The organism is Natrinema sp. LJW11 (assembly GCF_056135975.1).
This window is the reverse complement of record NZ_JBWBDM010000004.1, coordinates 394,915-419,059: the sequence shown is the minus strand read 5'-3', so window position 1 is coordinate 419,059 and position 24,145 is coordinate 394,915. Positions and strand designations below refer to the sequence as shown.

The 24,145-nt window shown below is 66.7% G+C and carries 23 protein-coding genes; 14 read left to right on the top strand and 9 right to left on the bottom strand.

Translation table 11 applies throughout. The annotated features are described in order from the left end of the window. Window positions 1-12 precede the first annotated feature (12 nt). The 3 genes from AC0QDI_RS13860 to AC0QDI_RS13850 all read left to right on the top strand — a co-directional run bounded on the left by AC0QDI_RS13860 (window position 13) and on the right by AC0QDI_RS13850 (window position 3,116). Window positions 13-1,605 carry a SagB/ThcOx family dehydrogenase gene (locus AC0QDI_RS13860; RefSeq protein WP_474669082.1) on the top strand — a complete coding sequence of 531 codons (1,593 nt, stop codon included), beginning with the start codon at window positions 13-15 and terminating at the stop codon, window positions 1,603-1,605. Between the two features lie 238 nt (window positions 1,606-1,843). Then, complete coding sequence (locus AC0QDI_RS13855; RefSeq protein WP_474669080.1) at window positions 1,844-2,803, top strand: DUF368 domain-containing protein; 960 nt, start codon at window positions 1,844-1,846, stop codon at window positions 2,801-2,803. A 97-nt stretch (window positions 2,804-2,900) separates the two neighbouring features. Further along, a complete protein-coding gene (locus tag AC0QDI_RS13850; protein ID WP_474669078.1) occupies window positions 2,901-3,116 on the top strand; it encodes a hypothetical protein in 216 nt (71 codons plus the stop codon). On the opposite strand, the gene AC0QDI_RS13845 is transcribed toward AC0QDI_RS13850, so the two are convergent. Then, window positions 3,113-3,454 carry a hypothetical protein gene (locus AC0QDI_RS13845; RefSeq protein WP_474669076.1) on the bottom strand — a complete coding sequence of 114 codons (342 nt, stop codon included), beginning with the start codon at window positions 3,452-3,454 and terminating at the stop codon, window positions 3,113-3,115. The genes AC0QDI_RS13850 and AC0QDI_RS13845 overlap by 4 nt on opposite strands. A gap of 456 nt (window positions 3,455-3,910) precedes the next feature. On the opposite strand from AC0QDI_RS13845, the gene AC0QDI_RS13840 reads away from it, so the two are divergent. From AC0QDI_RS13840 to AC0QDI_RS13825, 4 genes are all read left to right on the top strand, one after another. Beyond that, entirely contained in the window at window positions 3,911-4,240 is a 330-nt protein-coding gene (locus AC0QDI_RS13840; protein WP_474669074.1) for a DUF5789 family protein, read from the top strand. A gap of 36 nt (window positions 4,241-4,276) precedes the next feature. Continuing rightward, a complete protein-coding gene (locus tag AC0QDI_RS13835; RefSeq protein ID WP_474669072.1) occupies window positions 4,277-4,861 on the top strand; it encodes a YciE/YciF ferroxidase family protein in 585 nt (194 codons plus the stop codon). A 13-nt stretch (window positions 4,862-4,874) separates the two neighbouring features. Next, entirely contained in the window at window positions 4,875-5,378 is a 504-nt protein-coding gene (locus AC0QDI_RS13830; protein WP_474669070.1) for a YciE/YciF ferroxidase family protein, read from the top strand. A gap of 202 nt (window positions 5,379-5,580) precedes the next feature. Then, complete coding sequence (locus tag AC0QDI_RS13825) at window positions 5,581-6,735, top strand: glutamate-cysteine ligase family protein (protein WP_474669068.1); 1,155 nt, start codon at window positions 5,581-5,583, stop codon at window positions 6,733-6,735. Here AC0QDI_RS13825 and AC0QDI_RS13820 read toward each other — a convergent pair. Further along, on the bottom strand, window positions 6,732-7,292 hold the full coding sequence (locus AC0QDI_RS13820) for a DUF6789 family protein (RefSeq protein ID WP_474669067.1): 561 nt from the start codon (window positions 7,290-7,292) through the stop codon (window positions 6,732-6,734). The two genes, AC0QDI_RS13825 and AC0QDI_RS13820, sit on opposite strands and share 4 nt — an antisense overlap. A gap of 175 nt (window positions 7,293-7,467) precedes the next feature. Between AC0QDI_RS13820 and larE the strand changes: the two genes are divergently transcribed. Together larE and AC0QDI_RS13810 are read left to right on the top strand one after the other, a co-directional pair. Continuing rightward, the gene (larE, locus tag AC0QDI_RS13815) at window positions 7,468-8,322 is read left to right on the top strand and encodes an ATP-dependent sacrificial sulfur transferase LarE (protein WP_474669065.1); all 855 of its coding nucleotides are present in this window, start codon (window positions 7,468-7,470) and stop codon (window positions 8,320-8,322) included. 234 nt (window positions 8,323-8,556) lie between these two features. Then, window positions 8,557-8,913, top strand: a complete 357-nt coding sequence (locus AC0QDI_RS13810; protein WP_474669063.1) for a hypothetical protein — start codon at window positions 8,557-8,559, stop codon at window positions 8,911-8,913. 68 nt (window positions 8,914-8,981) lie between these two features. On the opposite strand, the gene AC0QDI_RS13805 is transcribed toward AC0QDI_RS13810, so the two are convergent. The 5 genes from AC0QDI_RS13805 to tatC all read right to left on the bottom strand — a co-directional run bounded on the left by AC0QDI_RS13805 (window position 8,982) and on the right by tatC (window position 16,583). Further along, the gene (locus AC0QDI_RS13805) at window positions 8,982-9,269 is read right to left on the bottom strand and encodes an amphi-Trp domain-containing protein (RefSeq protein WP_474669062.1); all 288 of its coding nucleotides are present in this window, start codon (window positions 9,267-9,269) and stop codon (window positions 8,982-8,984) included. Between the two features lie 83 nt (window positions 9,270-9,352). Beyond that, complete coding sequence (locus AC0QDI_RS13800; protein WP_474669060.1) at window positions 9,353-11,122, bottom strand: nitrite/sulfite reductase; 1,770 nt, start codon at window positions 11,120-11,122, stop codon at window positions 9,353-9,355. Window positions 11,123-11,523: 401 nt separating this feature from the next. Continuing rightward, window positions 11,524-12,873: an MFS transporter gene (locus AC0QDI_RS13795; RefSeq protein ID WP_474669058.1), complete on the bottom strand. Its 1,350-nt coding sequence runs from the start codon at window positions 12,871-12,873 to the stop codon at window positions 11,524-11,526. 6 nt (window positions 12,874-12,879) lie between these two features. Continuing rightward, window positions 12,880-15,042 carry an assimilatory nitrate reductase NasA gene (nasA, locus tag AC0QDI_RS13790; RefSeq protein ID WP_474669246.1) on the bottom strand — a complete coding sequence of 721 codons (2,163 nt, stop codon included), beginning with the start codon at window positions 15,040-15,042 and terminating at the stop codon, window positions 12,880-12,882. Between the two features lie 524 nt (window positions 15,043-15,566). After that, entirely contained in the window at window positions 15,567-16,583 is a 1,017-nt protein-coding gene (tatC, locus tag AC0QDI_RS13785; RefSeq protein WP_474669056.1) for a twin-arginine translocase subunit TatC, read from the bottom strand. 140 nt (window positions 16,584-16,723) lie between these two features. On the opposite strand from tatC, the gene AC0QDI_RS13780 reads away from it, so the two are divergent. Together AC0QDI_RS13780 and AC0QDI_RS13775 are read left to right on the top strand one after the other, a co-directional pair. Then, a complete protein-coding gene (locus AC0QDI_RS13780) occupies window positions 16,724-19,051 on the top strand; it encodes a twin-arginine translocase subunit TatC (protein WP_474669054.1) in 2,328 nt (775 codons plus the stop codon). Between the two features lie 445 nt (window positions 19,052-19,496). After that, window positions 19,497-19,673, top strand: a complete 177-nt coding sequence (locus AC0QDI_RS13775; RefSeq protein WP_098725150.1) for a ribbon-helix-helix domain-containing protein — start codon at window positions 19,497-19,499, stop codon at window positions 19,671-19,673. 8 nt (window positions 19,674-19,681) lie between these two features. On the opposite strand, the gene AC0QDI_RS13770 is transcribed toward AC0QDI_RS13775, so the two are convergent. Beyond that, window positions 19,682-20,458: a 23S rRNA (uridine(2552)-2'-O)-methyltransferase gene (locus AC0QDI_RS13770; protein WP_474669052.1), complete on the bottom strand. Its 777-nt coding sequence runs from the start codon at window positions 20,456-20,458 to the stop codon at window positions 19,682-19,684. 254 nt (window positions 20,459-20,712) lie between these two features. On the opposite strand from AC0QDI_RS13770, the gene AC0QDI_RS13765 reads away from it, so the two are divergent. Continuing rightward, window positions 20,713-21,456: a DNA polymerase sliding clamp gene (locus AC0QDI_RS13765; protein ID WP_474669244.1), complete on the top strand. Its 744-nt coding sequence runs from the start codon at window positions 20,713-20,715 to the stop codon at window positions 21,454-21,456. A gap of 78 nt (window positions 21,457-21,534) precedes the next feature. Continuing rightward, window positions 21,535-21,849, top strand: coding sequence for a HalOD1 output domain-containing protein (locus tag AC0QDI_RS13760; protein WP_474669051.1), 315 nt, complete (start codon window positions 21,535-21,537; stop codon window positions 21,847-21,849). Between the two features lie 50 nt (window positions 21,850-21,899). Here the strand turns inward: AC0QDI_RS13760 and AC0QDI_RS13755 are convergent, their stop codons facing one another. Next, on the bottom strand, window positions 21,900-22,769 hold the full coding sequence (locus tag AC0QDI_RS13755; RefSeq protein WP_474669049.1) for an alpha/beta fold hydrolase: 870 nt from the start codon (window positions 22,767-22,769) through the stop codon (window positions 21,900-21,902). 261 nt (window positions 22,770-23,030) lie between these two features. Between AC0QDI_RS13755 and priL the strand changes: the two genes are divergently transcribed. Next, a complete protein-coding gene (priL, locus tag AC0QDI_RS13750) occupies window positions 23,031-24,122 on the top strand; it encodes a DNA primase regulatory subunit PriL (RefSeq protein WP_474669048.1) in 1,092 nt (363 codons plus the stop codon). Window positions 24,123-24,145: the final 23 nt, after the last annotated feature.

Genomic DNA, 24,145 nt, shown 5'->3' with positions numbered 1-24,145 from the left:
GTAGCTCGGCGCATGCCAACCGGGGCGATCGACTACCACGAGCGGACGAAACACTCGCCCAGAAGCATTCAGGAGGGTGGTCGGGGTCTGAACTTCGACAACAAACCGCGGCCGTACAAGGAATATATCGACCTGTCCTCGAAGGCGCTCGCCGGTCGAATTCGCCCGCCCCAGCAACCCGCGCTCGCAGCCATCGCGGAGCCGACGCCCGACGGCGATCCGACTCGAGCCCGCCAGCCCGACCTCGAGACGGTCACGAGCCTGTGCTACTACGCTGCCGGTATCACGAAGCGGATCGACAGGCGCGGTCGCACCCTCCGCTTTCGCGCCGCGGCGACGACCGGCGCGCTCTACCACGTCGATCTGTACGTCGTCTGCGGTGATCTGGGGGTCGACGCCGAGGGGAGGGGCGGCTCGGACGCTGCAGTTGAACTTGAGGCCGGCGTCTACCACTTCGATCCCCGGACGCTGTCGCTCGACGTGCTCCGCGAAGGGGACTACCGCGGCGCGCTCGCGGGCGCCAGCGATCGCGCGGGCGTCGCCGACGCGCCGCTGTCGGTCGTCGCGACCTCGACGTGGTGGCGGAACGCCTGGAAGTACGGGAATCGGACGTTTCGTCACGCGTTCTGGGACTCCGGGACGCACCTCGCGAACCTGCTGGCGGTCGCCCACGCGCTCGACTACCGCGCCGAGGTCGTCACCGGCTTCGCCGACCGACCCGTCGCCGACCTGCTCGGACTCGAGCCCGAACGCGAAGCGCCGCTCGAGATCGTTCCGATCGGTTCGAGCGACGCTGGACCCGAGTCCGATTTCGGTGCCGATTCCGGTTCGACCGACGTCGATCCGATCGATCCCGACACCGAACCGCTATCGCCGAACGAGCGTGAGTTCCCGCTGATCCGCGAGGCGTGGTCGGCCGGCGTTCTCGAGAGCGGCGGCGCGGCCGACTCCTGGCGGTCCGGGCGGCCGGCGGGACCGATCGGCACCCGCGAACCCGGCGACGGCGAACGGATCGAACTCGAGCCGATCGATCGCGAGACGGCCTCGAGCCGGCCGCTCCACGAGACGATCCGCCGCCGCGGCTCCTGTCGCGAGTACGAGCGCGAGCCGATCAGTTTTCGGAAGCTGTCGACCGTGCTCGACCGGGCCGTTCGCGGGGTGGCGATGGACGGCCGTCTCGCGGACGACCCGCCGCTCTCGTTCGTCGATCCCTATCTCATCGTCAACGGCGTCGACGGCCTCGCGTCGGGCAGCTACCGCTACCATCCGGCCCGGGGCGAACTCGAGCGGCTGTGGGCCGGCGAGTGTCGTAGCGAGGCGGGTCACCTCGCGCTGGATCAGCGGTTGGCCGCCGACGCCGCGGTCTGCGTCTACTTCGTGTCCGACCTCGAGGAGATCGTCGACGCGCTCGGCGATCGCGGCTACCGGGTGGCACAGCTCGAGGCGTCGCTGACGGCCGGCCGGCTGTATCTGGGGACGTACGCCCACCGCGACCTCGGCGGGACCGGGCTGACGTTCTACGACGACATCGTCTCGGATTTCTTCGCACCCCGTGCCGCGGGACAGACGCCGATGTTCCTGTACACGATGGGGCGGCCGGCCTGAAACCGCGCGGTTCGCCGAGCCGGACGGCGACGGTGGCCGGGGACGGAGACGAGAAGGAGACGGGGACGATAAACGAGGACGGGGAGCACGCGCTGACGAGGTTGTCGCACTTTTATACGGACGCGCGTCGCCCCATCGACCATGCAGGCGAAACGGCGGCTCGGTCGCCCGGGCTCGAGACGGTGGCATCGAACGCTGTCGGGCCGCGACGCCGATCGGCGACGCCAGGAACGAACACATGGAGTATGAACGAACCGACGTGGTCGTCGACCGACTCGAGTTGCTTCGGGCCTACGGCTACGGGCTCTGCATGGGGACGGCCGACGCCCTCCCCGGCGTCTCCGGCGGCACCGTCGCGCTCCTGCTTGGCTTCTACGGCCGGCTGATCGCCGCCGTCACGGCGTTTACGCCGCTCCGGGCCGTCGCCATCCTCCGGGGGTACCGTCCCGAGCGGCGCGAGCGGGCGCGCGAGGCGCTGCTCGAACTGGATCTCGGATTCGTGCTCCCGCTGGGCGTCGGCATGGCCACCGCGGTGGTGTTGATCGCCGATCTCGTCTCGACGCTCGCGGAGTCCCACCCGGTCGCGATGTTCGGCTTCTTTACCGGGTTGATCGCCGCCTCGGCGATCACGCTCGGCCGGACCCTCACGTTCACGACGCCCCTTCACGCGGGGACCGCGACCGCGGGTGCCGGGCTCGCGTTACTGGTCGCCGCCGACCTCGTCGCGCTCCCGGGGGGCGGTCCGATCGTGATCGTCGTCGCCGGCGCGATCGCGGTCAGCGCCATGATTCTGCCGGGAATCTCCGGCTCGCTGATCCTGATCTTGCTCGGCCAGTACGTCTTCCTCTCCTCGGAGCTGAGCGCGTTCGTCCGCGCGCTCGGCGATCTGGTCGGCGGCGGCTCGCTGGCCGCCGCGGCCGATCCGGGAACGACCGTGGTGCTGTTCGTCGCCGGCGGGGTCGTCGGCCTCGTTACCATCGCCCGCGTCGTGCGCACCGCGCTGGCCCGCAACCGCGAACTGACGCTCGTCTTCCTGGTGAGTTTGATCGCGGGCTCGGTCCCCGCTCCCCTGCACAACATCGGCGAAACGCACGCGTGGACGACGGAAACGATCGCCCTGACGGCCGCGTGGGCCGCAGTGGGTGCGGTCGCACTGTTCGCCCTCGAGTATCTCGTCGGCGGATTCGATCCGGAGTGAACGCAACGAACGCGACGGGGCGGGCGGCAATCCGACGCACACCTCACCCTTGCATGCTCCGAGACGGCGTTATATCGGTAGCGCAGCGAAGGCACGTATGCCAATCACGGCCCTCTTCGGGACGAAACCGACGCGGGCGGTGTCGGTCCGTGCGGTGATTTCGGCGGCGGCGCGGGAGTTCGACGGCGGGAACTGGACGCGCGGGCTCGTACTCTGTAGTATCCTCGTCCTCGTCTGGGCGGGAGCGGTCGTCGACCTGACTGCCCGTCGGCTCGTCGGTGCGCGACGCCGCGATCGGCGGCCGGCCGCTTAGTCGCCGAAGTCGGCGTCTTCGAACTGCTCGTTCGCGAGATCGTCGATCAGCTCCTCGATGTCGTCCCGCTTGTCGTCGTCGAGGTCTTCGACCGCGCCGACGCCGTGGCCGCCGCTTTTCGCCGTCTGCAGGGCGTTCTTGTTGAGGTTGCCGTCCGGATCGACCACCGGGAGTTTGCAGTCCGTGAAGTTCTCCGGCGGGAATCCCGACGACGAGAGGATGAAGTGGTCCGCGACCTCCCCTAAGTCGTCGGTATCGAAGTCCTCGAGTTGCGGTTCGTCCCATTGCTCGGTCGTCGTGCCCGAAAAGTCGGGCTCGTGCATTTCGTAGTCGGTCACGTTCACGCCTACGCCACCCTAGAAAATCGGCGTGTGCCTTGCGTTTTCAGCGAGACAGACGAGCCCGCGTCGCGTCGGTCGACAGCCGCCGAGACCGTCTCCGCGGCGTCGCCGGCGGCGCTACCAGCGATGGTGGATGACTTCGAACACGTGCTCCTCGTAGACGTCGCGGACGGCACCGTGAACCCGGTGAGATACCGGCGACAGCTCCGAGACGGCGGCGTTGCTCCGGACGTGTTCCGGCGAGGTCGTCCCCGGACCGTCGAGACCGCCCGTGGTCGAGGCTCCACCGGAGCGTCAGCTCGGCCAGCGACAGGTCCTCGGGAACGTGGGACTCGAGCGCGCCGGTCCGAAATCGACCGAGAGAGGCGCGCAACGAACCCCGGACCGACGGCGACGCACTGTCGTCGCATGCAGGCTGTAGTACTTTGCCGTCCATCGGGGTAGGAGCGCCCGATGAACCGTATCGACACCGAGACGGACGAGGTCCGATCGCTGGAGATCGGGTCAGTCAGTCAGCTCTTCGGGGACGCGACGTTCCCGATGACGACCGACGAGGTGCTCGCGGAGTTTGCCGACGTGGAGATCACGTACCCCCGCCGATCGGATTCGCTCCGGACGATCCTCGAGACGTCGGGTCACGAGACCTACGAGACGCAGGACGAACTCGAGTTGGCGATTCTCAACGGGGTCGGGCGGGACGCCGTGGGTCGGCCGCGGTACAGCGACCGCGGGGACAGCCCCCACGTCATCGACGAAGGGATGCGAGGCCAGCAGTCGTTTTGACCGATCGGTCCGCGCGGAGAGACGGACGAGACAGCCATGAGTACGACAACGACTACCCACGACGCGCTGACGACCGAACTGGAGAGACTCTACTACATCGAGCGGGAACTGTGCGGCGAACTCGAGACGCTGGCGGCCGACGTCGCGATCGATACCCTGGACGACGGCCGCGTCACGGAGTGTCGGGAGCGACTCTGGGAGACGATCGACGGTCACTGCGACGAGACCCAGCGACACTGCGAGCGCATCGAACGGGCCTTCGACGCGCTCGGTGAGGATCCCGAAACCAAACGCGTTCCGGAATTTGACGGCCTGCTCGCCGACAAGGAGGCGTTCAACAATGTCGTGCTGAACGACGAACTTCGGCCGCTGTACTACATCGAAACCACACTGAAACTCGAGGCGATCGAGTGTACGATCTACGAGACGACGATGGCGCTCGCGAACTCGCTCGAGGGCGAGGCGGGCGAACGCGTCGTCGACGCACTCCGGCCGAACTACGACGACGAGCGGGCGATGCGAACGGAACTCGAGTCGTTATCGGACAGCGACGCCGTCGAACTGTTGCTCGCGTCGAGTCCGGTCGGCGAGGCCAGCCGCGGCTCACTCGATCGGAGATGAGGATACGCACACCATGAACATCGAAACGCTCGAGGACAGCTTCGGTTTCCAGTTACAGCACGCCTACTACGTCGAACGCACCCACGTCGAACTGCTCGCCGAGATGGCGGCGGACGCCGCGAGCGACGACATCGCCGAGACGTTCGCGACCCACCGCGACGAGACCGAACGGCAGGTCGACCGCCTCGAGCGCGTCTTCGCGGCGCTCGGTCGCCGACCGCGCGCGAGTCGATCGCGAGCAGCCGACGGCCTCGCCGAGTCGCGACGGACCCGCACGGCCGACGGCGAGTCCCCGCCGGAGTACGTCGACCTCGAGATCGGGCTCACGGCGGAGCGCCTCGAGATCCGCTCCTACGAGGGACTGCTCGCGCTCGCAGGTCGCCTCGCCTACGCGGACGATATCATCGAGCCGCTCGAGGAGAATCTCGAGGAGGAACGAGCGACGCTCCGGCGACTCGAGGGCATCGAGACCGAGATCTCGGTCGTCGATTCGCTGGAAACGGGCCGGTCGTCGTAACAGCGGCCCCGGTGAAATAGCGGTGGCGGCTGCAGGGCGCGGTCACTTCGGCGACTCCGTCCTACTGGACCGACACGATCACAGAATTCGAAGACCGGTCCTCGAGCCGGCCGACCGAGCCGATCGAGTCCGTCTAACGACGTTGCGACCGTCCGAAACCGACGCCGTCCGCCCGACCGGTGGGAACGCAGTCACCTCGAGCATGAAAACGAGCATCGAAGTCGAGTACTGGGTCGTCGATAGCGACGGCAACCTCGTCGAACCGGGGCCGCTCGCCGACGTGTCGGCCCAAACCGAGCGGGAGTTCGTCGAACCGCTGTTCGAACTGAAGACGCCGCCCTGCGAGACGGTCGCGGAGCTCCGAGCGGAACTCGTCACGGAACTCGAGGACGTTCTCTCGAGAGCCGCGGAGTTGGACAAGCATCTCGTCCCGCTGGGGACGCCGATCAACGGCGACGAGATCGACCGCCGCCCCGACGAGCGGGGCCGTATCCAGAAGGAAGTGATCGGCGAGAACTTCGACTACGCGAAGTACTGCGCCGGGACCCACGTCCACGTCGAGAAGCGAAACGTGACGGACCAGCTCAACGCGCTCATCGCCCTCGACCCGGCGCTCGCGCTGGTCAACTCGTCGCCGTACCATCGAGGGGAACGGATCGCCAACGGGGCCCGCGCCCACTGCTACCGGAAGAAGAGCTACGAGGCGTTCCCAAAGCACGGCCAGCTGTGGCGCTACGTCGAAAACGTCGGCGAGTGGCACCGGCGGCTCGAGCACTGCTACGAGGAGTTCGAAACGGCGGCCGTCGCGGCGGGCGTCGACGAGGCGGCCGTCGAGGAGCAGTTCTCGCCCGACGACGTGGTTTGGACGCCCGTGCGACTGCGCGATTCGATGCCGACCGTCGAGTGGCGCTCGCCCGACGCCGCCCTCCCGAGCCAGCTGCTCCGACTGGTCGACGAGCTCGAGACGGTGATGGAGCGGCTCCACCACACCACCGTCCGGATCGACGATGCGGGCGGGAGAAACGGCAGCCGCCGGGGGAGCGCCGACGGCGGAATCGCGAGCGACGGCGACGTTCCGCGGGCTCGACCCGGCCATGTCACGGACGACGGGATCGCCCTCCCCGCGTTCGAAACCGTCCGCGGTCTCGCCGAGGCGGCGATCGAGCGGGGCCTCGAGTCGGCGGCCGTCGCGAGCTACCTCGAGCGGATGGGGTTCACCGTCGGCGACTACCACCCGATCTCGACGCAGATCGACGGCCGTCAGTACGTGACGAAAGCCGACGCCCGCGAGCTACGACTCGAGTACGCGAGCCGACTCGAGGAAGACGTCGACGCGCTGAGCGGGGCCGACGGCTAGTTGCCGTCGTCGTACTCGTACTCCCGTTCCGGATCCTCGACGCCCTCGGTTCGCGAACCGATCCAGGCTCCGAGCGAGAGGCCGTAGACGAGGTGGCCCGCGTGAAAGAGCGCGAGTTCGTCGGCCTCGAGGCGGATGTCGAGCAGTTCCTTCAGGATGACCTGCGCGCCGAAAGCCGACAGGACCATGCCGTAGATCGAACCCCAGACGAGCCCGCGCTGTTCGGGTTCGATGGACCGGCCGGCGTCGTACAGGGAGAACAGCCCGCCGAATATCACGCCCGAACTGACCCCGTAGACCAGGTGGAGGGCGAGGCCGGCGACCGGATGGTCGTCCGGATCGCCGCCGGCGACGTACTGCGACCAGAAGTTCGCCGACGGCGGCAGCGAGCGCAGGATCGGCAGGCGAAAGGCGGTCATGATGAGCGTCGCGACGAACCCCGCCTGAATCCCGCGGACAGCCGCCCCAGCGGCGTGTTCCAGCCGAGAGTGCTCGTCGGTGGCTTCGGTGTCGCCCTCGGTGTCGATGATCGGTCGAAGGAGATCGGATACGGACATCGTAGTCTCGATGCCGGCGATACCACGGATACCCCCTTAACCCTCCGGCGCGCTGGTGACTGCAACCGGTCTCGAGACGCATTCGGAAACCGCCGCGCGGCCGCTCGCGTCGGGCGGGGAACTCCCTTCGAAGCGACGACAACGTCCTTTTGCCCGTCCGGTTCGAACGACGACCATGACATCGGTCGAGGAGAAACTCGAGGCCGCGCGCGAGGACCTCGCCGGCCGGGACGGGGTCCTCGTGGCCTTCTCCGGCGGGGTCGACTCGAGCGTGGTGGCCGCGCTCGCCCACGACGCGCTCGGCGAGGACGCCGTCGCCTGCACCGCAAAGAGCGAGACGCTCCCCGCGGCAGAGCTCGAGGACGCCGAGCGGGTCGCGCGCGAGATCGGCATCCGCCACGAGATCGTCTCCTTCTCCGAACTCGAGAGCGACGCGTTCGTCGAAAACGACGACGACCGCTGCTATCACTGCCGGACGATGCGACTCGGCGAGATGCTCGAGACCGCTCGCGACCTCGCGGTCGGGACGGTCTGTGACGGCACGAACGCGGACGATCCGGGCGCGGGCCATCGGCCCGGACTGCAGGCGGTGGCGGAACTCGACGTTCACTCGCCGCTGCTGGCCCACGACATCGCGAAAGACGAGGTCCGCGAGATCGCCGACCGCTACGAGCTGTCGGTCGCCGACAAGCCCTCGATGGCCTGTCTCTCCTCGCGGATTCCGACCGGGCTCGACGTCACCGACGACCGACTCGCGCGGATCGAGCGGGCCGAAGCGCTGCTTCGCCAGTGGGGGTTCGACCAGTTCCGCGTCCGCGACCACGACGGACTCGCCCGCATCGAGGTCGCGCCCGACGAGCTCGAGCGCGCCCTCGAACGCGAATTCGTCGAGACGGTCCGGACGGCGCTCTCGAAGCTCGGCTTCGACCACGTCACGCTCGATCTCCACGGCTACCGGACCGGGAGCGTGAGTCCCGAGGCCGGAGACGAGGCGTTGGCCGCCGAGGCAGACTCCTCGAGCGACGACTGACAACGACGGACTGTCCCTTCCCGACCGATCACCGGTCGTGAGAGCGAAACCGGCTGCCGCGACGAGGACGGATTCGTCGATCGGTCGGATACTGCGTGGGGGAAATAGACGTTCAGCCAGTATATAACCGGGAACGGCCCATAGAACTCATTGATATTTCAGATTCTGGACTTGCGTCCGATAATATTGCTCGTTGCGATACGAACGTAGCACTCGAGTTAGTATCAGTGATCGATGGAAGCCGACGTGCCGCTCGAGTGGAACACCGAAGAGTGTCGGACCTACACCCCGGCCGACGCGGACCGGGAAATGCAGTATCGGACGTATCTCCACGACTCGGGTGATTTGCGGCTCAAGGTCGCGCCCGCCTCGCTCGACGGTGAAGATCATCCCGGCTACTCGCTGACGGCGACGAGCTATCCGGGGCTCGACCTCTCCGAAACGATGCGGGTCAGAACCGTCCTGACGTTCGAACGGTGCAACCGGATCGCCCGGGAGTTCATGGACCTGTTCTCGGCCAGCTACGACGGCCCCGGCTCGCTCGAGGACGCCCTCGGCTACGCGTACGAACGGACGCGTGAGCACCGCTGACGGCGTCGCTCGCCGGTCGACTGCGGGCGGTCATCGCGCGCACCGACGCACGAAGCCGACCGGCTGGCTTATTCGATCTCGAGCGCTCCACCGCCGTTCTCGTCCCCGTCGTCGGCTTCGTCCCACTCGAGTTCGAACTCGACGCTCAGTTCGCCGGGCGCGTCGGTCGGCCCCTCGCGCTCGGCTTTGACCTCGAAGGTGGGACGGGCGGGCGGGTCGAGCGTCACGGATTCGGATCCCGCTTTGAGCGTGATCGCCTCGTCGTCCTCGAGGTTGTCCGCGACGCGACGGAGTAACGTCGCGATATCCGCTCGGCTCTGTTCGCTCTCGGATTTGAAGAGTACGTCTTCGGGCATACGAGAGTATACGGTCCGGAAGTTGATAAATACGTGCTCGAGAAATCGGTTCGAGACCGCGAGCAAACCGCGGTCGTTCAGTCTCAGTCGTCCGATGGAGCCGCGGACTCCTCGCCGGTCGCGGCCGCCGCGGACTCGCTCTCCGCGAATGGATACCACGACTGCTTGGCGTCGGCCATGTACGGTGCCTCGAAGTCCGTCTCCTCGGGCTCGCAGAACTCGACGAGCTGTTCGGTGCCAGTCGATTCGACCCACTGACGGAACGTCTGGCCCTTCGAACGGTGGGCCGCGTAGGCCTCGAGCAGGTTCCGGATCGCGCCGGGGGCCTCGTCGGCCGGCACGCGCTGTTGCACCCAGTCGATGAACGAGGGCTCCTCGCCGACGCCGCCGCCGACGCCGATGTCGAAGGCCTCGACCATCTCGCCGTCTTTGCGGGCGCGCATCCCCTGCAGACCGATATCCGCGGTCATCGCCTGCCCGCAGTCGGCGGTACAGCCGGAGTAGTGCATCTTGATCGTGCCGACGTCGTCGGGCAGCTCGACGTTCCCGTTGAACCAGCGCAGCATGCGGGCCATCCGGCCCTTCGTTTCGGTCAGCGCGATGGAACAGAACTCGGTGCCGGTACAGGCCATCGCGCCGCGCTCGAAGGGACTCGGCTCGGGGGGATACTCCTCGAGCAGCGGTTCGGCGAGCAGGGCGTCCAGATCCTCGTCGGCGACGTCGACGATGACGGGGTTCTGGCGGCGGGTCAGGCGGACCTCGCCGGAGCCGTACTCGTCGGCGTAGTCGGCCAGTTCGATGGCGTCCTCGGCCGGGAGCCGACCGACGGGAACGCTCAGCCCGACGTACTTTTGTCCGTCTTTCTGATCGCCGACGCCGACGTGGTCGTGTCGGCCGTCCGCGACCGGGCGGCCGGCGTTGTAGGTGTACTCCTCGCGGAAGTCCTCGCCCGCCGTGTGCATTTCGAACTCGACGTACTCCTCCTGGAGCGTCTCCCGAATTTTCTCCATCCCCCAGTCCTCGGCGAAGAACCGCGCGCGGTTCTTGGAACGGTTCTGACGGTTGCCGTAGTCGTGGTAGAGCTCGACGAAGCCGCGACCGACCTCGTAGGCGTTCTCGGGGCGAACGAAGATATCGAGCGGCGTCGCGGCGCGGGGCTGTCGGCCGCCGAGCCCGCCGCCGACGCGGACGTTGAATCCCCTGACGGTCTCTCCATCGATCTCCTTCGTCGCCGGCTCGAACCCGACGTCGTTGATCGAGTCCTGCGCGCAGCCGACCGTACAGCCCGACGCGCTGATGTTGAACTTTCGGGGCATGTTCGCGAGCGCGTCGTCCGTCCGGAGCTCCTCCTCGAAGCGCTCGAGCAGGGGGCCGGCCTCGACGAACTCTTCGGCCTTCCCGTGGAGCGGACAGCCCGAGATGTTACGCATCGTGTCACCGCCCGCGGATCGGGAGTGAACGCCGGCGGACTCGAGTCGCTCCCAGATTTCGGGCACGTCCTCGAGCTCGAGCCAGTGGAGCTGGACGGACTGACGAGTCGTCAGGTCGATCCAGCCGTTGCCGAACTCGGGGTTAGCGACGGGCCCTTTCGCGTACTCGCGGGCGACCTCCCCGATCGTTCGCAGCTGATCGGGCTCTAAAATGCCGCTGGCGTTGGTCAGCCGCATCATGAAGTACGACTCCTGCCCGGAGCGCTGGTGGAACAGACCCCAGAACTTGAACCGGGTGAACCACTTCTCGCGTTCGTCCTCCGGAATCGCCTCGTAGCCGCCGTTGTCGGCGAACTCGAGGATGTGTTCGCGGACCTCGTCGCCGTAACAGCCCGCCTTGAGTTCCTCTTTCTTATGCGCCACTGCGGACCACCCCGACCGGACGATCGGATTCGAATCTGCAAAGTTCCTCGCCAAACATCTCGTAATTCACGTTTCTACGCCATGTTCCTAAAGCATATAACGGTAATCGTTTACAAATAACTATTTTTAGCGCGTATTCGGAGCCGGGCGTGGGATATCCAAGGAGATATGGTCTGTATTAGGATGTATATCGCGGATCAGCGGGGCGGAGAATGGCCGATTTCAAAGCCGGTCGGCGCGACTCGGCCCCGTTCACGCGAGCAATCGCGGCGATCGGCTTCGATCTCGAGACGCGAGGTCGACTCGCGGCGGTGACGGGGCCAGGATGGGATCACGACCGAGCGTGTAGCTGGCCTCGGACTCGACGGCCGGACAGAAATCGGATCGAAAACCGGACGGGTTCAATCGTCGGACGGAACCGGGCCGTCCGGCGTCGGTACCACTCGAGCGCGGTACAGCCCGCCCGAGAGGCCGATCGAGGCGATCGCGAGGACCAGAAAGACGACGAAGCCGTTCGCGTAGCCGGCGGTCCCCTGCAGGTCGACGAAGAGCCCGAGCACCGGCGGAATGGCGAAGCCGCCGAACGCGCCGAGTCCGCCGACCAGCCCCGACGCCCCGCCGACGGCCTCGGGCACGTACTTCGGGACGAGTCCGAACACCGCCGCGTTGGCGACGCCGATCCCGATACCGAGCAGGACCGTCGCGCCGACTGCGATCGAGACGGTCGGAGCCGCCATCAGCACGGCCGCGGCGACGGCGACGAGGGCGAAACTCGCGATCGCGGTCCGTTCGCCGCCGATGCGATCGCTGATGACGCCGCCCGGAACGCGAACGAGCGCCGCCAGCAGCGTGAACGCGACCGCGGTGAGGGCACCGGACGCCTGCAGGTCGAGGTCGTGGACGGCCGTCCAGTAGGACGGGAACCAGGTCGTCAGCGCGAGAAAGCCGCCGAAGGACGCGAAAAAGAGCGCGACGAGCGCCCACGTTCGCGGGATGCCGGCCGCCTCGCGGATCGACGCCGTCGCGTCCCCGCTCGGGAACAGGTCCTGCCCTCGCGTTTCGGCCGCCCGTTTCGCCGCGTCGCCGTCGAGACCCCGCTTCCGGAGCTGGAAAAACGGGGGATCGACGGCGACGAGGCCGTAGACGAACGTCCCGCAGACGAGGAAGGCGAACCACGCGAGGTATGCGCCCGTCAGTCCGAGCGCGGCGAGCGCGACGGGGACGAGGAGGGTGAAAACCCCCGGCGAACTGTTGCCCAGGCCCGCGTACACCGCGAGCATCGTCCCCTGTCGGTCTTCGGGCGACCAGTACGACGTCTGGGCCGCCCCGACGGAGAACGTCGCGATCCCGCAGCCCGAAAGCGCGCCGAAGAGGAAGACGAGCGGATAGTGGGCCATCGTCAGACCGTCGGTCCCGAGGGTCACGAGAATCGTCGATAGGCCCGCCATCCCGACGACGGCACCGCCGAGTAACACCAGGAACGGCTTCGCCGCCCCGACATTTTCGACCCACGCGCCGAAGGGAATCCGAAGGAGCGAGCCGGTCAACTGCGGCGCTGCGACCAGCAGTCCGAGCGCGAGCCCGGATAAGCCCATCGCCCCCTCGAGTTCGGACGCGACCGGGCCGTAGAGCACCACGCCGGCGAAGCCGACGAAGAAGCCGAGCGTCGCGGACGCGACGCCCCGGCGCGGATTCCCCCGGATCGGGGGTGTGCCGCCGCTCGCGGACTCGGGTGTCGGTTTCGCGGTCATGAGTCCTCAGGCACTCGCTTCCGCGACCGCCCTGACATCCCGCTCCCGCGGGGGCTCGAGGCGGACCGCACACTGCTTGAAGTTCGGCTCGTTCGAGCGCGGGTCGACGTCGGGCAGCGTGAGATCGTTGACGTCGGGGTGGTGAATCGGCAGCCAGACGACCCCGTCGGGGATCGCCTCGTCGGTCTCCACGCTGACGGTGACCGATGCCCGTCGAGAAACCACGCGGCCGTACTGCCGGTCCTCGTCTCCCTCGTCGCCCACGTGGCCGTCGTCGAGGGCCTCGAGTTCGTCCGCGATCGCGGCGGCCGTCGCCGGGCCGACCCGCGCCGTCGGCGGTTCGTCCTCGCGGGTCCGAACCCCGGTGTTGTACGCGTCCGGGCGGCGTGCGGTGGTCAGCGTGAACGGATAGGACTCGTCGGTCGGTTCGGGAAGCGGCCGGGCCTCGCCCGTCGAGAACCGCGCGCGGCCGGACTGGGTGTAGAACGACCACGATTCGTCGGTCGAGCCGCCGGAATCGGTCCCGTCGCCGACCCCATCTCCGTCGTCGGCCGTTCGCTCGTCGACGTCCCCGACCTCGTAGTACCGATACCCCGCCGACACGTCAGGTTCCGGTGCTGGCCAGCGAACCGCGCGTTCGGCCTCGAGGCGGTCGTAACTGATCCCCGAGAGATCCGCCGGCGTACCGGCTGTCAGCGCCGCGAACTCGTCGAAGACCGCTTCGGGTTTCGGCGTCTCGTCGAACAGGTCGGGGACGATGCGATCGGCGAGATCGCCGATCAACGCGAGGTCCGTCCGGACGCCCGAGGGAGTCTCCGTCGCGGCCCGAACCCGGGAGACGGTCCGTTCCATGTTGATCGTCGTCCCCTCGGATTCGCCCCACGTCGCCGCGGGCAAGACGACGTCGGCGTACTCGATCGTTTCGCTCTGGAAGGCGTCCTGCACTACGAGGAACGCGTCCGAGAGTTTCTCGCGGACGCGCGTCGCGTCGGGCATGCCGGCGACGGGGTTGGTCGCGACCGCGTAGACGGCATCGACGTCGTCGCCGATCGCGTCGACGACGCCGACCGGTCCCGGCCCCGCGTCGTCGGGAAACCGCGAAACCGGCACGTCCCACGTCTCGGCGACCGCCCTGCGGTGGTCCGGATCCGCGAACGGGCGATGACCGGGCCAGGATCCCTTCGAGGAGCAGACGCGGGTCCCCATCGAGTTGGCCTGCCCGGTCAGCGAGAACGGGCCCGACCCCGGCCGGAGGTTGCCGGTCGCGAGGCAGCAATCGATCAGCGCGCCCGCGGACGCGGTCCCGTTGACGCTCTGATTGATGCCCATTCCCCAGTAGAGCAGCGCGGGATCCTCGAGCGCGTCCGCGAGGCGGTCGACGTCGGCCATCGAGACGCCCGCCATCTCGGCGGCCTCGGCCGCGTCGGGAAGTTCCGCGCGGAGTTCGTCGAAGCCGACCGTCGCCTCGTCGACGAATTCCTCGTCAACGCGGCCCGTCTCGACGATGCGAGCGAGAACGGCTCGAGCCAGCGCGAGATCGCCGCCCGGCTCGAGCGGGACGTGGTGGTCGGCGACCTCGGCGGTCTCGCTGTGGACGGGGTCGACGACGATCAGTTCGGAGTCGTCCTCGTCTGCCGACTGGCGAATCCAGCGAAACATGACCGGGTGGGCGGCCGACGGATTCGCGCCCCAGACGACGTGCGTCTCGGCCTCGGGGATGTCGTCGTAGGTCGGCGGCGGCGCGTCGCTGCCGAACGCGTCGTAGTAGGCCGTGACGGCCGAGGCCATACACAGCGTCGTGTTGGCGTCGTAGTAGCGAGTTCCGAAGCCGCCGCGGGCGAGTTTGCCCAGCGCGTAGGCGGCCTCGTTCGTCTGCTGCCCGCTTCCCAGTACCGCGACGCTGTCGCTCCCGCCGTCTTCCAGCGCGGTACCGAGTCCTTCCGCCGCGCGCTCGAGGGCCGATTCGATGGTGGTCGCCACGAGCTCGCCGTCCTTGCGGACGAGCGGCCTGGTGAGCCACTCGCCGCCCGGGTCGGCGGTCTCGCTGACGCCGCGCTGACAGGCCAGTCCCCTGTTGACCGGATGACTCGGATCGCCGCGGACGGTCCCGAGGCCGTAGCCGCGATCGGGGGCCTGCTGGACGTGCCCGCAGCCGACCGCACACCGCATACACGTGGTCGGCACCAGCTCGGTCACGGCTCACACCTCCGGGGCGCGGCGCGGACGGGGACGTGTGGTTTACAATCACACCCATCGGAGAGAGATTTGCGCGATATCATTCAGAGTTTCACGCCTCAAGAAAACATACACAACTACTAAACGGTGATCGTTTACAAATCGCGTATTTTTCGAGTCGAATCAGAGAGAGTCCGCAATATGCGAACGGATAGGGAGAATATAAGGGGATTAAACGGCGGCTATTCGGCCGCGTCGAGCGGACGTATGTCCACGAATGTATTCCGCGGGATTGGCAGGGACGGATCGTCGAATAGCGAGCGACCGATCGCAGCCGTCGAGAAGTGCTCGGAAGATCGTCCGATCGATCGCACGGACTGAGACGGTCTGCTGTACCGATGTCCCGGTACGACCGCAGGCCGATTGCGGTCGCGCCGGAGCTGACTGACAGCAGTTCGTATGACGGACGAGAGGGACACGATCGACTCGCTACCGGCTCGAAAACGGTCCGCGTCGGGTTACGTCCGCCCGACCCACTTCAGGACGAACAGCGTCCCTTCGAACAGCAGGATCATCGTGACGGCGACGAGGATGGGAGCCATCCCGGTCGGGTCGAGCGTGAACATAAAGGAGAGCCCCGCGAACGCCGCCCAGAAGTACAGCCGCTTCTGGGCCAGCCAGCGGCGGGTCGTCACGCCCATCATGATCGCCAGCATGATGAAGAGCGGAATCTGGAAGACGATCGCGAGAAAGCCCATGAGCGTGATGATCAGGTTGAACGTCTCGCCCAGCGCGTACGCGATCTCGGCGCTTTCCTCCGCGTAGTAGGTGAAGTACCGAAAGAGGATGGGCAACACGAGCACGTAGGAAAACAGCATCCCGATCGCACCGAGAACGACGCTCGTCGGGACCGCCGCGAGGTAGTACTTTCGCTCGTTCGGATACAGTCCCGGCCGCATGAACAGGTAACACTCGTAGACGAACGCCGGCAGCGCGATCATGATCCCGAGCAGCGACGAGATCTTGATCCGGGTCAACCACAGCTCGAGCGGGTTGTAGACGTGGGGCGGCGGGACCTCGCCAGCGTCGTACGGGAAGACGTTGAACCAGATGAACTCGATCGCGTCGGAGGCCCACAACAGCCCGATCGCCGTCCCGCCGGCCCCGAACAGCAAGACGACCGCCAGCCGGAGCACCATCTCCTCGATGTGATCGGCCAGGGGCATCTCCTCGTCGTCCGGCGGCGTCGAGAGCCCCCCGATATCGTCGTCGGGATCCGGGTAGGACTGCTCGGGGTTGTGCGGATCGCTAACGACGCCTTCGCCGTCGGTCTCGAGGGTCGACGACTCCACGCCGGCGGTCGCTGACGATTCGGTATCGAAGGCGGGGTCGGAGTCGGATACGGCGGCATCGTCGGGAGCCGGCCGTCGCTCGTCGAGGTCGTCCCGTGACTCCTCGGGACCCTCGATATCGGGGTCGTCCCGTGACTCTTCGGGAGACTCGCCATCGCGATCGTCCGCCGGCTCGTCCGACATCTACGGAATACTGATAGGCCACCGGTTATAGGCCTTTTTCTTACGACCACCCCTCGAGAGTGAGAAGGCCGTTCGCTCGCCCCACGAACCCGCACACCCACTCGAAAGGTTGATAACTGGATGTCAGTTACCCCAACCCAATGAGTTCTGCCGTCGACGAGGACACCGCCCGAGCCATCAACGGCGGCCGGGAGACGATCGGCGCGCTCCTCTCGGGTGCCCAAGAGCACCTGCAGAAGGTGTTTATCGTCTTTCTCATCGGCTTCGTCAGCTCCTTTTACGCGCTCCGCGTGGTCGTCTGGGACTTCCTCGAGGCGACCGCGAAGGGTCAGATGAACGAGGAGATTGCCGGTTCGACCGACATCATCACGCGAACGCCGTTCGAGGTGATCCTCTTACAGGCCAAGATCGGGATGATCACGGGCGCCGTCGTCGCGATTCCCGCACTGCTCTATTTCTCTCGGAAGGCGATCCGTCGCCGCGGCTATCACAGCGCCGTCCCGATCTCGAAGGGGTACATCGCCGGCTTCGTCGTGATGGCGCTCTCGCTGTTCGTGGCGGGGGTCATCTACGCCTACAGCATCTTCTTCCCGTACGCGTTCGGCTTCCTCGCGGGGAACGCCGTCAGCGCCGGCGTCAAACCAAGTTACGGGATCACCGAGTTCACCGAGTTCATGGCGCTGTTGACGCTCTCGTTCGGACTCGCCGCCCAGCTCCCGCTGTTGATGGGCGTGCTGTCCTACACCGAGATCATCCCCTACGAGACGTTCCGGGACAAGTGGCGACACGCCGTCGTCGGAATCGTCGTCTTCGGCGCCCTGTTCTCGCCGCCGGACCCGTTCACGCAGGTCATGTGGGCCATGCCGATGGTCATCCTCTACGTCTTCAGCCTCGGGCTGGCCAAGGTCGTCACCAACGTCCGCCGGCGCGGCGCGGCGAAATCCGAGGGGACGGGAACCGACCACGTCAAGCGGCGTCTCCTCCAGTTCGGCGGCGTGCTCGCCGTCGTCGCGGCCGCGATTTCCGTCGCCGTCAACCAGGGCGGCTTCGGCTACCTCCGCGAGTCCGTCTACCCCACGTTCCCGTCGTGGCTGCGCCCCAGCGGGACACTCGGGCTCGAGACGATGGCGAACACGCACGGTCTCGCCGGTGAGATCGCGGTCGGTCTCCTGGTCACCGCGGCCGTCGGGTTCGTCGTCCTGCTGGGCTATACGATCCACGTGCTCCAGCAGCCGGTCTATCCGCGATCGGACGACATTCGACGAGCCGACACCCACGAGGACGTCGACTTCGAGACGCTCGCGGTCGAGGACATCGACGACGTGTCGACGCAGGTCTTCCTGAGCATGAGCGAAGACCAGGCGCTCGAGTACTCCCGGCAGGCGATGTACGACGACGACCGGGAAAAGGCGCAGGCCATCCTCGACAGGTTCGATTCGATAGAGGCGGCGGACGACGGCGCGGCCGCGGGCGGTGCCGCGAGCGCCGCAGGCGGTGCGGACGGTGACGCCGGCGAAGACGAGAGCCTCTTCGCGAACACCGCCGCCGGTATGCTCGATCCCTTTACCGAGGACGAGACCACCGAGGACGACATCGGCGGCTACGCCTACGACATCGCCTTCATCTTCAACAGTCTCACCTCGAAGGTGTTCCGCATCGTCGGGCTGTTCATGGTCGTCATGGGCGGCACCTTCTTCTGGCTCTACTCGGGCGGTCTCGGGGACATCCTCAGGCTCTTCCTGGATCGGGTTCCCCAGCACGTGCTCGACGAGGTCGCCGCCCGCAACGATATCGATCCGAGCGGGATGGATCTCGGCGAACTCGTCGAGGCGATGGACATCGTCGTCGCCCTGCACCCGGTCGAGGTCCTCATCTTCGAGGCGAAGGTGAGCGCCCTCGCCGGACTCGTCGCCACCCTCCCGCTGGTACTGTTCTACGCCTGGCCGGCAGCCAAAGAGCGCGGGCTAGTGTACGGCGACCGGCGCACCTTCGTCGTCTGGGGTGGCGGCTTGCTCGTCGGCTTCGCCGTCGGAACCTACCTCGGGTTCTTCTGGGTCGCGCCCACGATCATCTCGTATCTGGTCTCGGACGCGATCAGCAACGGAATGGTCATCTCCTATCGGATCAAGAGCTTCTTCTGGCTCGTGATCGCCACGACCGTCGGCATCGGCTTCCTCCTCAACATCATCGTCACGATGGCGCTGTTCCACGTCGGCGGCGTCGCCAGCTACCGCTCGATGCTCGAGCGCTGGCGGCCGGTCGTCGTCGGCATCTTCGTCATCGCCGCCTTCTTCAGCCCGAAGGGGATCCTGATGATGTTGCTGTTCGCCATCCCGATTTCGCTGACCTACCTGCTCGGCCTCGCCGTCCTCTACGTCCTCACGGGCGGCGGCCGGCTGTTCGGCGGTGGTGGCGGCGGCTCGGCGGCACCGGACGCCGAGGACACCGGTGCGACCGCGACGGAGTGACGGCGTTCACCGCACGTTCACTGTTCCTCCACGACGTTTCATCGCTCGCTCAGTCTTGGAACTGCTTCGTATAGGAGATCCGTCTATCGCTCAAACTGGTCACCCAACTGCGGTGGCGCGCGCTGGAGCGTGGTGAACGCCAGTGAACCGCGGCCCGAAGTCGTGCGAGGGATGAGCGAACGGTGCGAGGGATGAACGGAGTGAATCCCTCGATCGCGAACGGTGACCGATAGGAACCGTGAGCAGTGAGCGAATCGGCTGGGGAGGGCGTGGCGGTCCCCTGGTACCACGGTGGCAGGGCCGCTTCGTCGTCGTTTTCACTCCCGAACCAGACCGTTCATTCGATCTCGGATCGAGTCGTCCGACTGGGTGTCGCTCTCGAGCCCTCGAAAATCGAGCGATCAACCCTCTTAAGACGAGGACGCGCGAACGACTACCCAGACTGATGCCCAAGATCAGCGTCGAAATTCCGCAGGAGCTCCTCGAGGATCTGGACGACCACGTCGGCGACGACGGAAAGTTCGTCAACCGCAGCGACGCGATTCGATCCTCGATCCGAAAGAATTTGGACATCTTAGACGAGATCGACGAGCGCCACGACCGCCTCGAGACGGAGGAGTAGCCGACCGGTCAGTCCCGGTCGATCCGCTGTGCGAAGCCGAAGTTCGGCTTGACGTCCTCGACGCGCACCGTGACCGTCTCGCCTTCCTCGGTGTCGGGGACGAACAACCGGTAGCCGTCGACGCTCGCCATGCCGTCGCCCTCGTTCCCGACGGCGTCGATCTCGACCTCGAGTTCGTCGCCCGGCCGCACCGTGGCGGTGAGCCGTCCCTTGCCGATGAAGTACACCTCGGAGGACTCGTCCCGACTCGCCTTCGGCGACGTCGCGCGGACGTACTGGAACTCCTCCTCGACATCCGCTCGGAAGTCGTCGACGTCGGGCCCTTCGAAGACCTTTACGACGAAGTCCCCGCCGCTGTCGAGGAGTTCGATGGACGTCTCGAAGGCCTGCCGCGCGAGGTGCAGCGAGCGGGCCTGATCGAGCGAGTACTCCCCGGACATGTTGGGCGCCATGTCGGAGATGACGACGTCGACCGGGCCGCCGGCGGCGTCGATGACCCGATCGCGGGTCTTGTCTTCGGTCATATCCCCCCGGAGCGTCTCCACGTTGTCGTGGTCCGCAAAGTCCTTGATTCGCTGGAAGTCGACGCCGATGACGTTCCCCTCCGAGCCGACCGCCTCGGCGGCGACCTCGAGCCAGCCGCCGGGGGCCGCCCCCAGGTCGACGACGGTGTCGCCGCGATCGATGACGTTCTCGAGGTTGTCGAGTTGTTTGAGCTTGTAGGCCGCTCGAGAGCGATACCCTTCCTGCTTCGCCTTGTTGTAGTAGTGGTCTTTGCCTGCCATCGAAGTTGCACTCAGTTAGCGTCGCTAGACGGTCGAGACGGATAGGTGCCGCGACTCGCGGTTTCAGGCCGCGAATACGCGGTCCCGCTCGAGAAGCCGCGTCCATCACCGCCCGTTCGATCGAGCGGTCCCCGGAGCGCCGACTCGAGGCGGTGTCGTCCGGCAATCACCGCCGAGCTACGAGTCGATACTGCTCGAGTCCGCTCGCGCGTAAAGGGTGCCTTTTTATGGCAACCGTCCGTACGCCGACCTATATGTTCAAGGCCATCGTGAGCGCCGAAACGCTCACCAGCGCGCTCGATTCGGTGAGCGTGCTGGTCGACGAGTGCAAGATCCACCTCGAGGAAGACGGACTGGAGATCCGCGCCGTCGACCCCGCGAACGTCGGGATGGTCGACCTCTCGCTCGATGCGTCTGCGTTCGAATCCTACGAGGCGGACGGCGGACTGATCGGCGTCGACCTCTCGCGGCTCGAGGATATCGCCGGTATGGCCGACACCGGCCAGCTCATCCAGCTCGAACTCGACGAGGAGACCCGCAAGCTCCACATCCAGATCGACGGGCTCGAGTACACGCTCGCGCTGATCGATCCCGACTCGATTCGCCAGGAGCCCGACATTCCGGACCTCGATCTGCCCGCGGAAGTCGTCCTCGAGGGGAAAGACGTCAACCGGTCGGTGACCGCCGCCGATATGGTCTCCGATCACATCGCACTCGGCGTCGACGAAACTGACGAGTTCTTCTACGTCAACGCGGAGGGCGACACCGACGACGTCCACCTCGAGCTCACCCGGGACGATCTGATCGATCTGCAGGTCGGCCCGGCCCGCTCGCTGTTCTCGCTGGACTACCTGAAGGACATGAACAAGGCGATCCCAACGGACACCGAGGTCACGCTCGATCTCGGCGAGGAGTTCCCCGTCAAGATCTACTTCGGCTTCGCGGAGGGGCAGGGACAGGTCACCTACATGCTCGCGCCGCGCATCCAGAGCGACTGACGCTCGAGCGTCATCGGCTACTTAATACGACGATATAGGCAGGCGAGTGGCTACCGGAGTTCTCGACAATGGCAGGGTATGCCCTCCCCGAACGATTCGACGGACGAGTCGGAGTCGCCCGATCACAGCTACGTCACCACGTTCGATCCGGCTGACGGACGGCCGAGCGAGGCCGTCGTCACCGCAGTCGCCGCGGTTCTCGAGGCCGAACCCGCCGAGCTAGCGCCGCTGTACGACGTCACGGATCCGGGCGCGCTCAACGACCTGGTCGAACACGCCCAGCGAGGGGAGACCGACGGCACCCATCTGGTCTGGTTCACCTACGAGGGCCTCGACGTGGGGGTCCGAAGCGACGGCGAGATCCGGATCCGGGACGGCGCTGCAGCCAGCTGACGAGCGGCTCTCGAACATCGCCACGACGGCCGGAAGTCGCGCCCCCCTCGTCACGCCTGCTCGTCGAGGAAGGCCAGCAGGTGCTCGTTGACCAGTTCGTCGTCTTCGATGAAGAAGAGGTGCGAGCCGCCCTCGACGAGTTCGAGGCGGCTGTCCGAAATCTTCTCCGCGAGCAGCCGCGCGTTCTCGACGGGGACGACCCGGTCGTCCGTCCCGTGGAGGAGCAGCGTCGGAATTCGAAGCCCGTCGAGGCGGTCGCTGACGTCGAAGTTCTGGACGGCGGCGGCCTGGGCCTCGCGGGCGGGAGCACCGGCGTCCTGCTCGAGTCGCCACTCGATGATCCGATCCAGCAGGTGAGGGTTCCGGTTGGTGAACCGGTCGTTGAACGCGGGGCGCATTCGGTGACGGATCGTCTCCCGCTCGCTGGCTCCGTCGGGCGTCTCGAACATGCGTTCTTGCGTCTCCTCGGGCACCGGTGCCGCGTCGGGGCCCCCGTGGGACGTACAACACAGCGTCAGTGATTTCGCCCGGGAGTACTCCAGCGCGTAGCGCTGGGCGATCATCCCGCCCATGCTCGCGCCGACGATGTGGGCGTCGTAGATCCCCGCGTCGTCGAGGACGGCCTCGAGGTCCGCTGCGAGGCCGCCCATCGAGTAGCCGGCCAGTTTGAGGAGGACGAGGCCGCGGAGCGTTCCCGGCAGTCGCGCCACGAGCGGCGGCAGGCCGACGTCCGAGCGGCCGGTGCCCCGGTTGTCCGGAGCGATCACGTCGTACTCGTCGGCGACCGCCTCGCGCTGCCACCGCCACATCCACCGACCGAATCCGAGTCCCTGCACGAACACGACCGGCGCACGTCCGTCTCCGTCGCCCCGCTCGTGTTCGTAGTAGATCGACATGCCGTCTCTCGTCGCCTGTGGCATACCCGGACTGACGCGTCGAACACCCTTGAAATCGATCCTCGAACTGTGGGTGGTGTCGTCCCGTGTCGTGGGATCGACTGGGGAACCGGTAATCCGATTTTATCGCCGCGGTGCCGGCCTCGCGACGGCCGCGAGACGGGCGCTTGAGTGACGCTCGACCGCCGATCCTCCTCGAGACCCACCCCTCGGAACGGTTCGGCGGATAAAGACCGATCGTGGTAATCAGCGCGTTTATCCCGTCTCGGTAAAATATGGTTACCGATGCAGCGACTGCACGCGCGGTACCCGTTTCTCGAGGCCGCTCGCGAGTCCGTCGCGACGGAGGCGGTCGATCTCGCGACCGTCGTCGAGCAGGACCAGGCGGTCGTCGACCGCGCGCGCCAACGCGTGATTACCGCGCTCGAGGAGGGGGAGGTCGAGGACTCACACCGCGATGCCCGCGTCGAGTTGCTCTCCTATCCCGTCGCACGGGTGCTCGTCTCGTTGGTCGGGGAGCGAGTGCTCGTCCGCAAGTACGCTCGCGGGGAGGCCGCGACGGCCTACGACCGCTTCACCGCCGACATGGCCGACACCACCGAACTGAAGAGCGTCGAGACGACGGGGCTCGAACTCGAGGATCTGCTCGCCGAGTTCGACCTGCGGGACGACGTTCGCGAGGCGCCCGACGGCGACGGCTATCGGATCGACGTCGGCACCTACCTCCCGCTGGCCGAGGACCTGTGGGAAGACGAGTGGCGGCTGGTTAATCGTCCGTTGGTCGCCGGCGAGGTGCCGGTCGACGCCGACGAACTGCTCGCGCTCCTGCGCGAGGCGATCCGGAGCCGTATCGAGGAGGGCCTCCCGTTCGAGGTACCCGACACCATCGCGACCGCGCTCGAGGACGACGCCGCCGAGATCCGCGAGGTGCTGGCCGATCTCGAGTTGACCCAGGACATCGACACGGTCGTTCCGGACCTGTTCCCGCCGTGTATGAAGGCCCTGCTCGACCAGATCCAGAAGGGCGAGCACCTGGCGCACCACTCCCGGTTCGCGATCACCGCGTTCCTGACGAGTATCGGGATGACCACCGATCAGATCGTCGACCTCTACCGCGTCAACTCGTCGTTCGGGGAAGAGATGACCCGCTACCAGACCGATCACATCCGTGGCGATAGCTCCCCCACGGAGTACTCGCCGCCCTCGTGTGCGACGATGCAGTCCTACGGCGATTGCGTGAACAAAGACGACCTCTGCGAGCGCATTCCGCATCCGATGGCCTACTACGAACAGCGGATCGACGACGCCGACGACGACGAGATCGAGGACTGGCGGGAGCAGTCCGACGGCGAGGACAGTGCCGCGAGCGGCGACTGAGGACGAGAGATGGTGATCGCGGG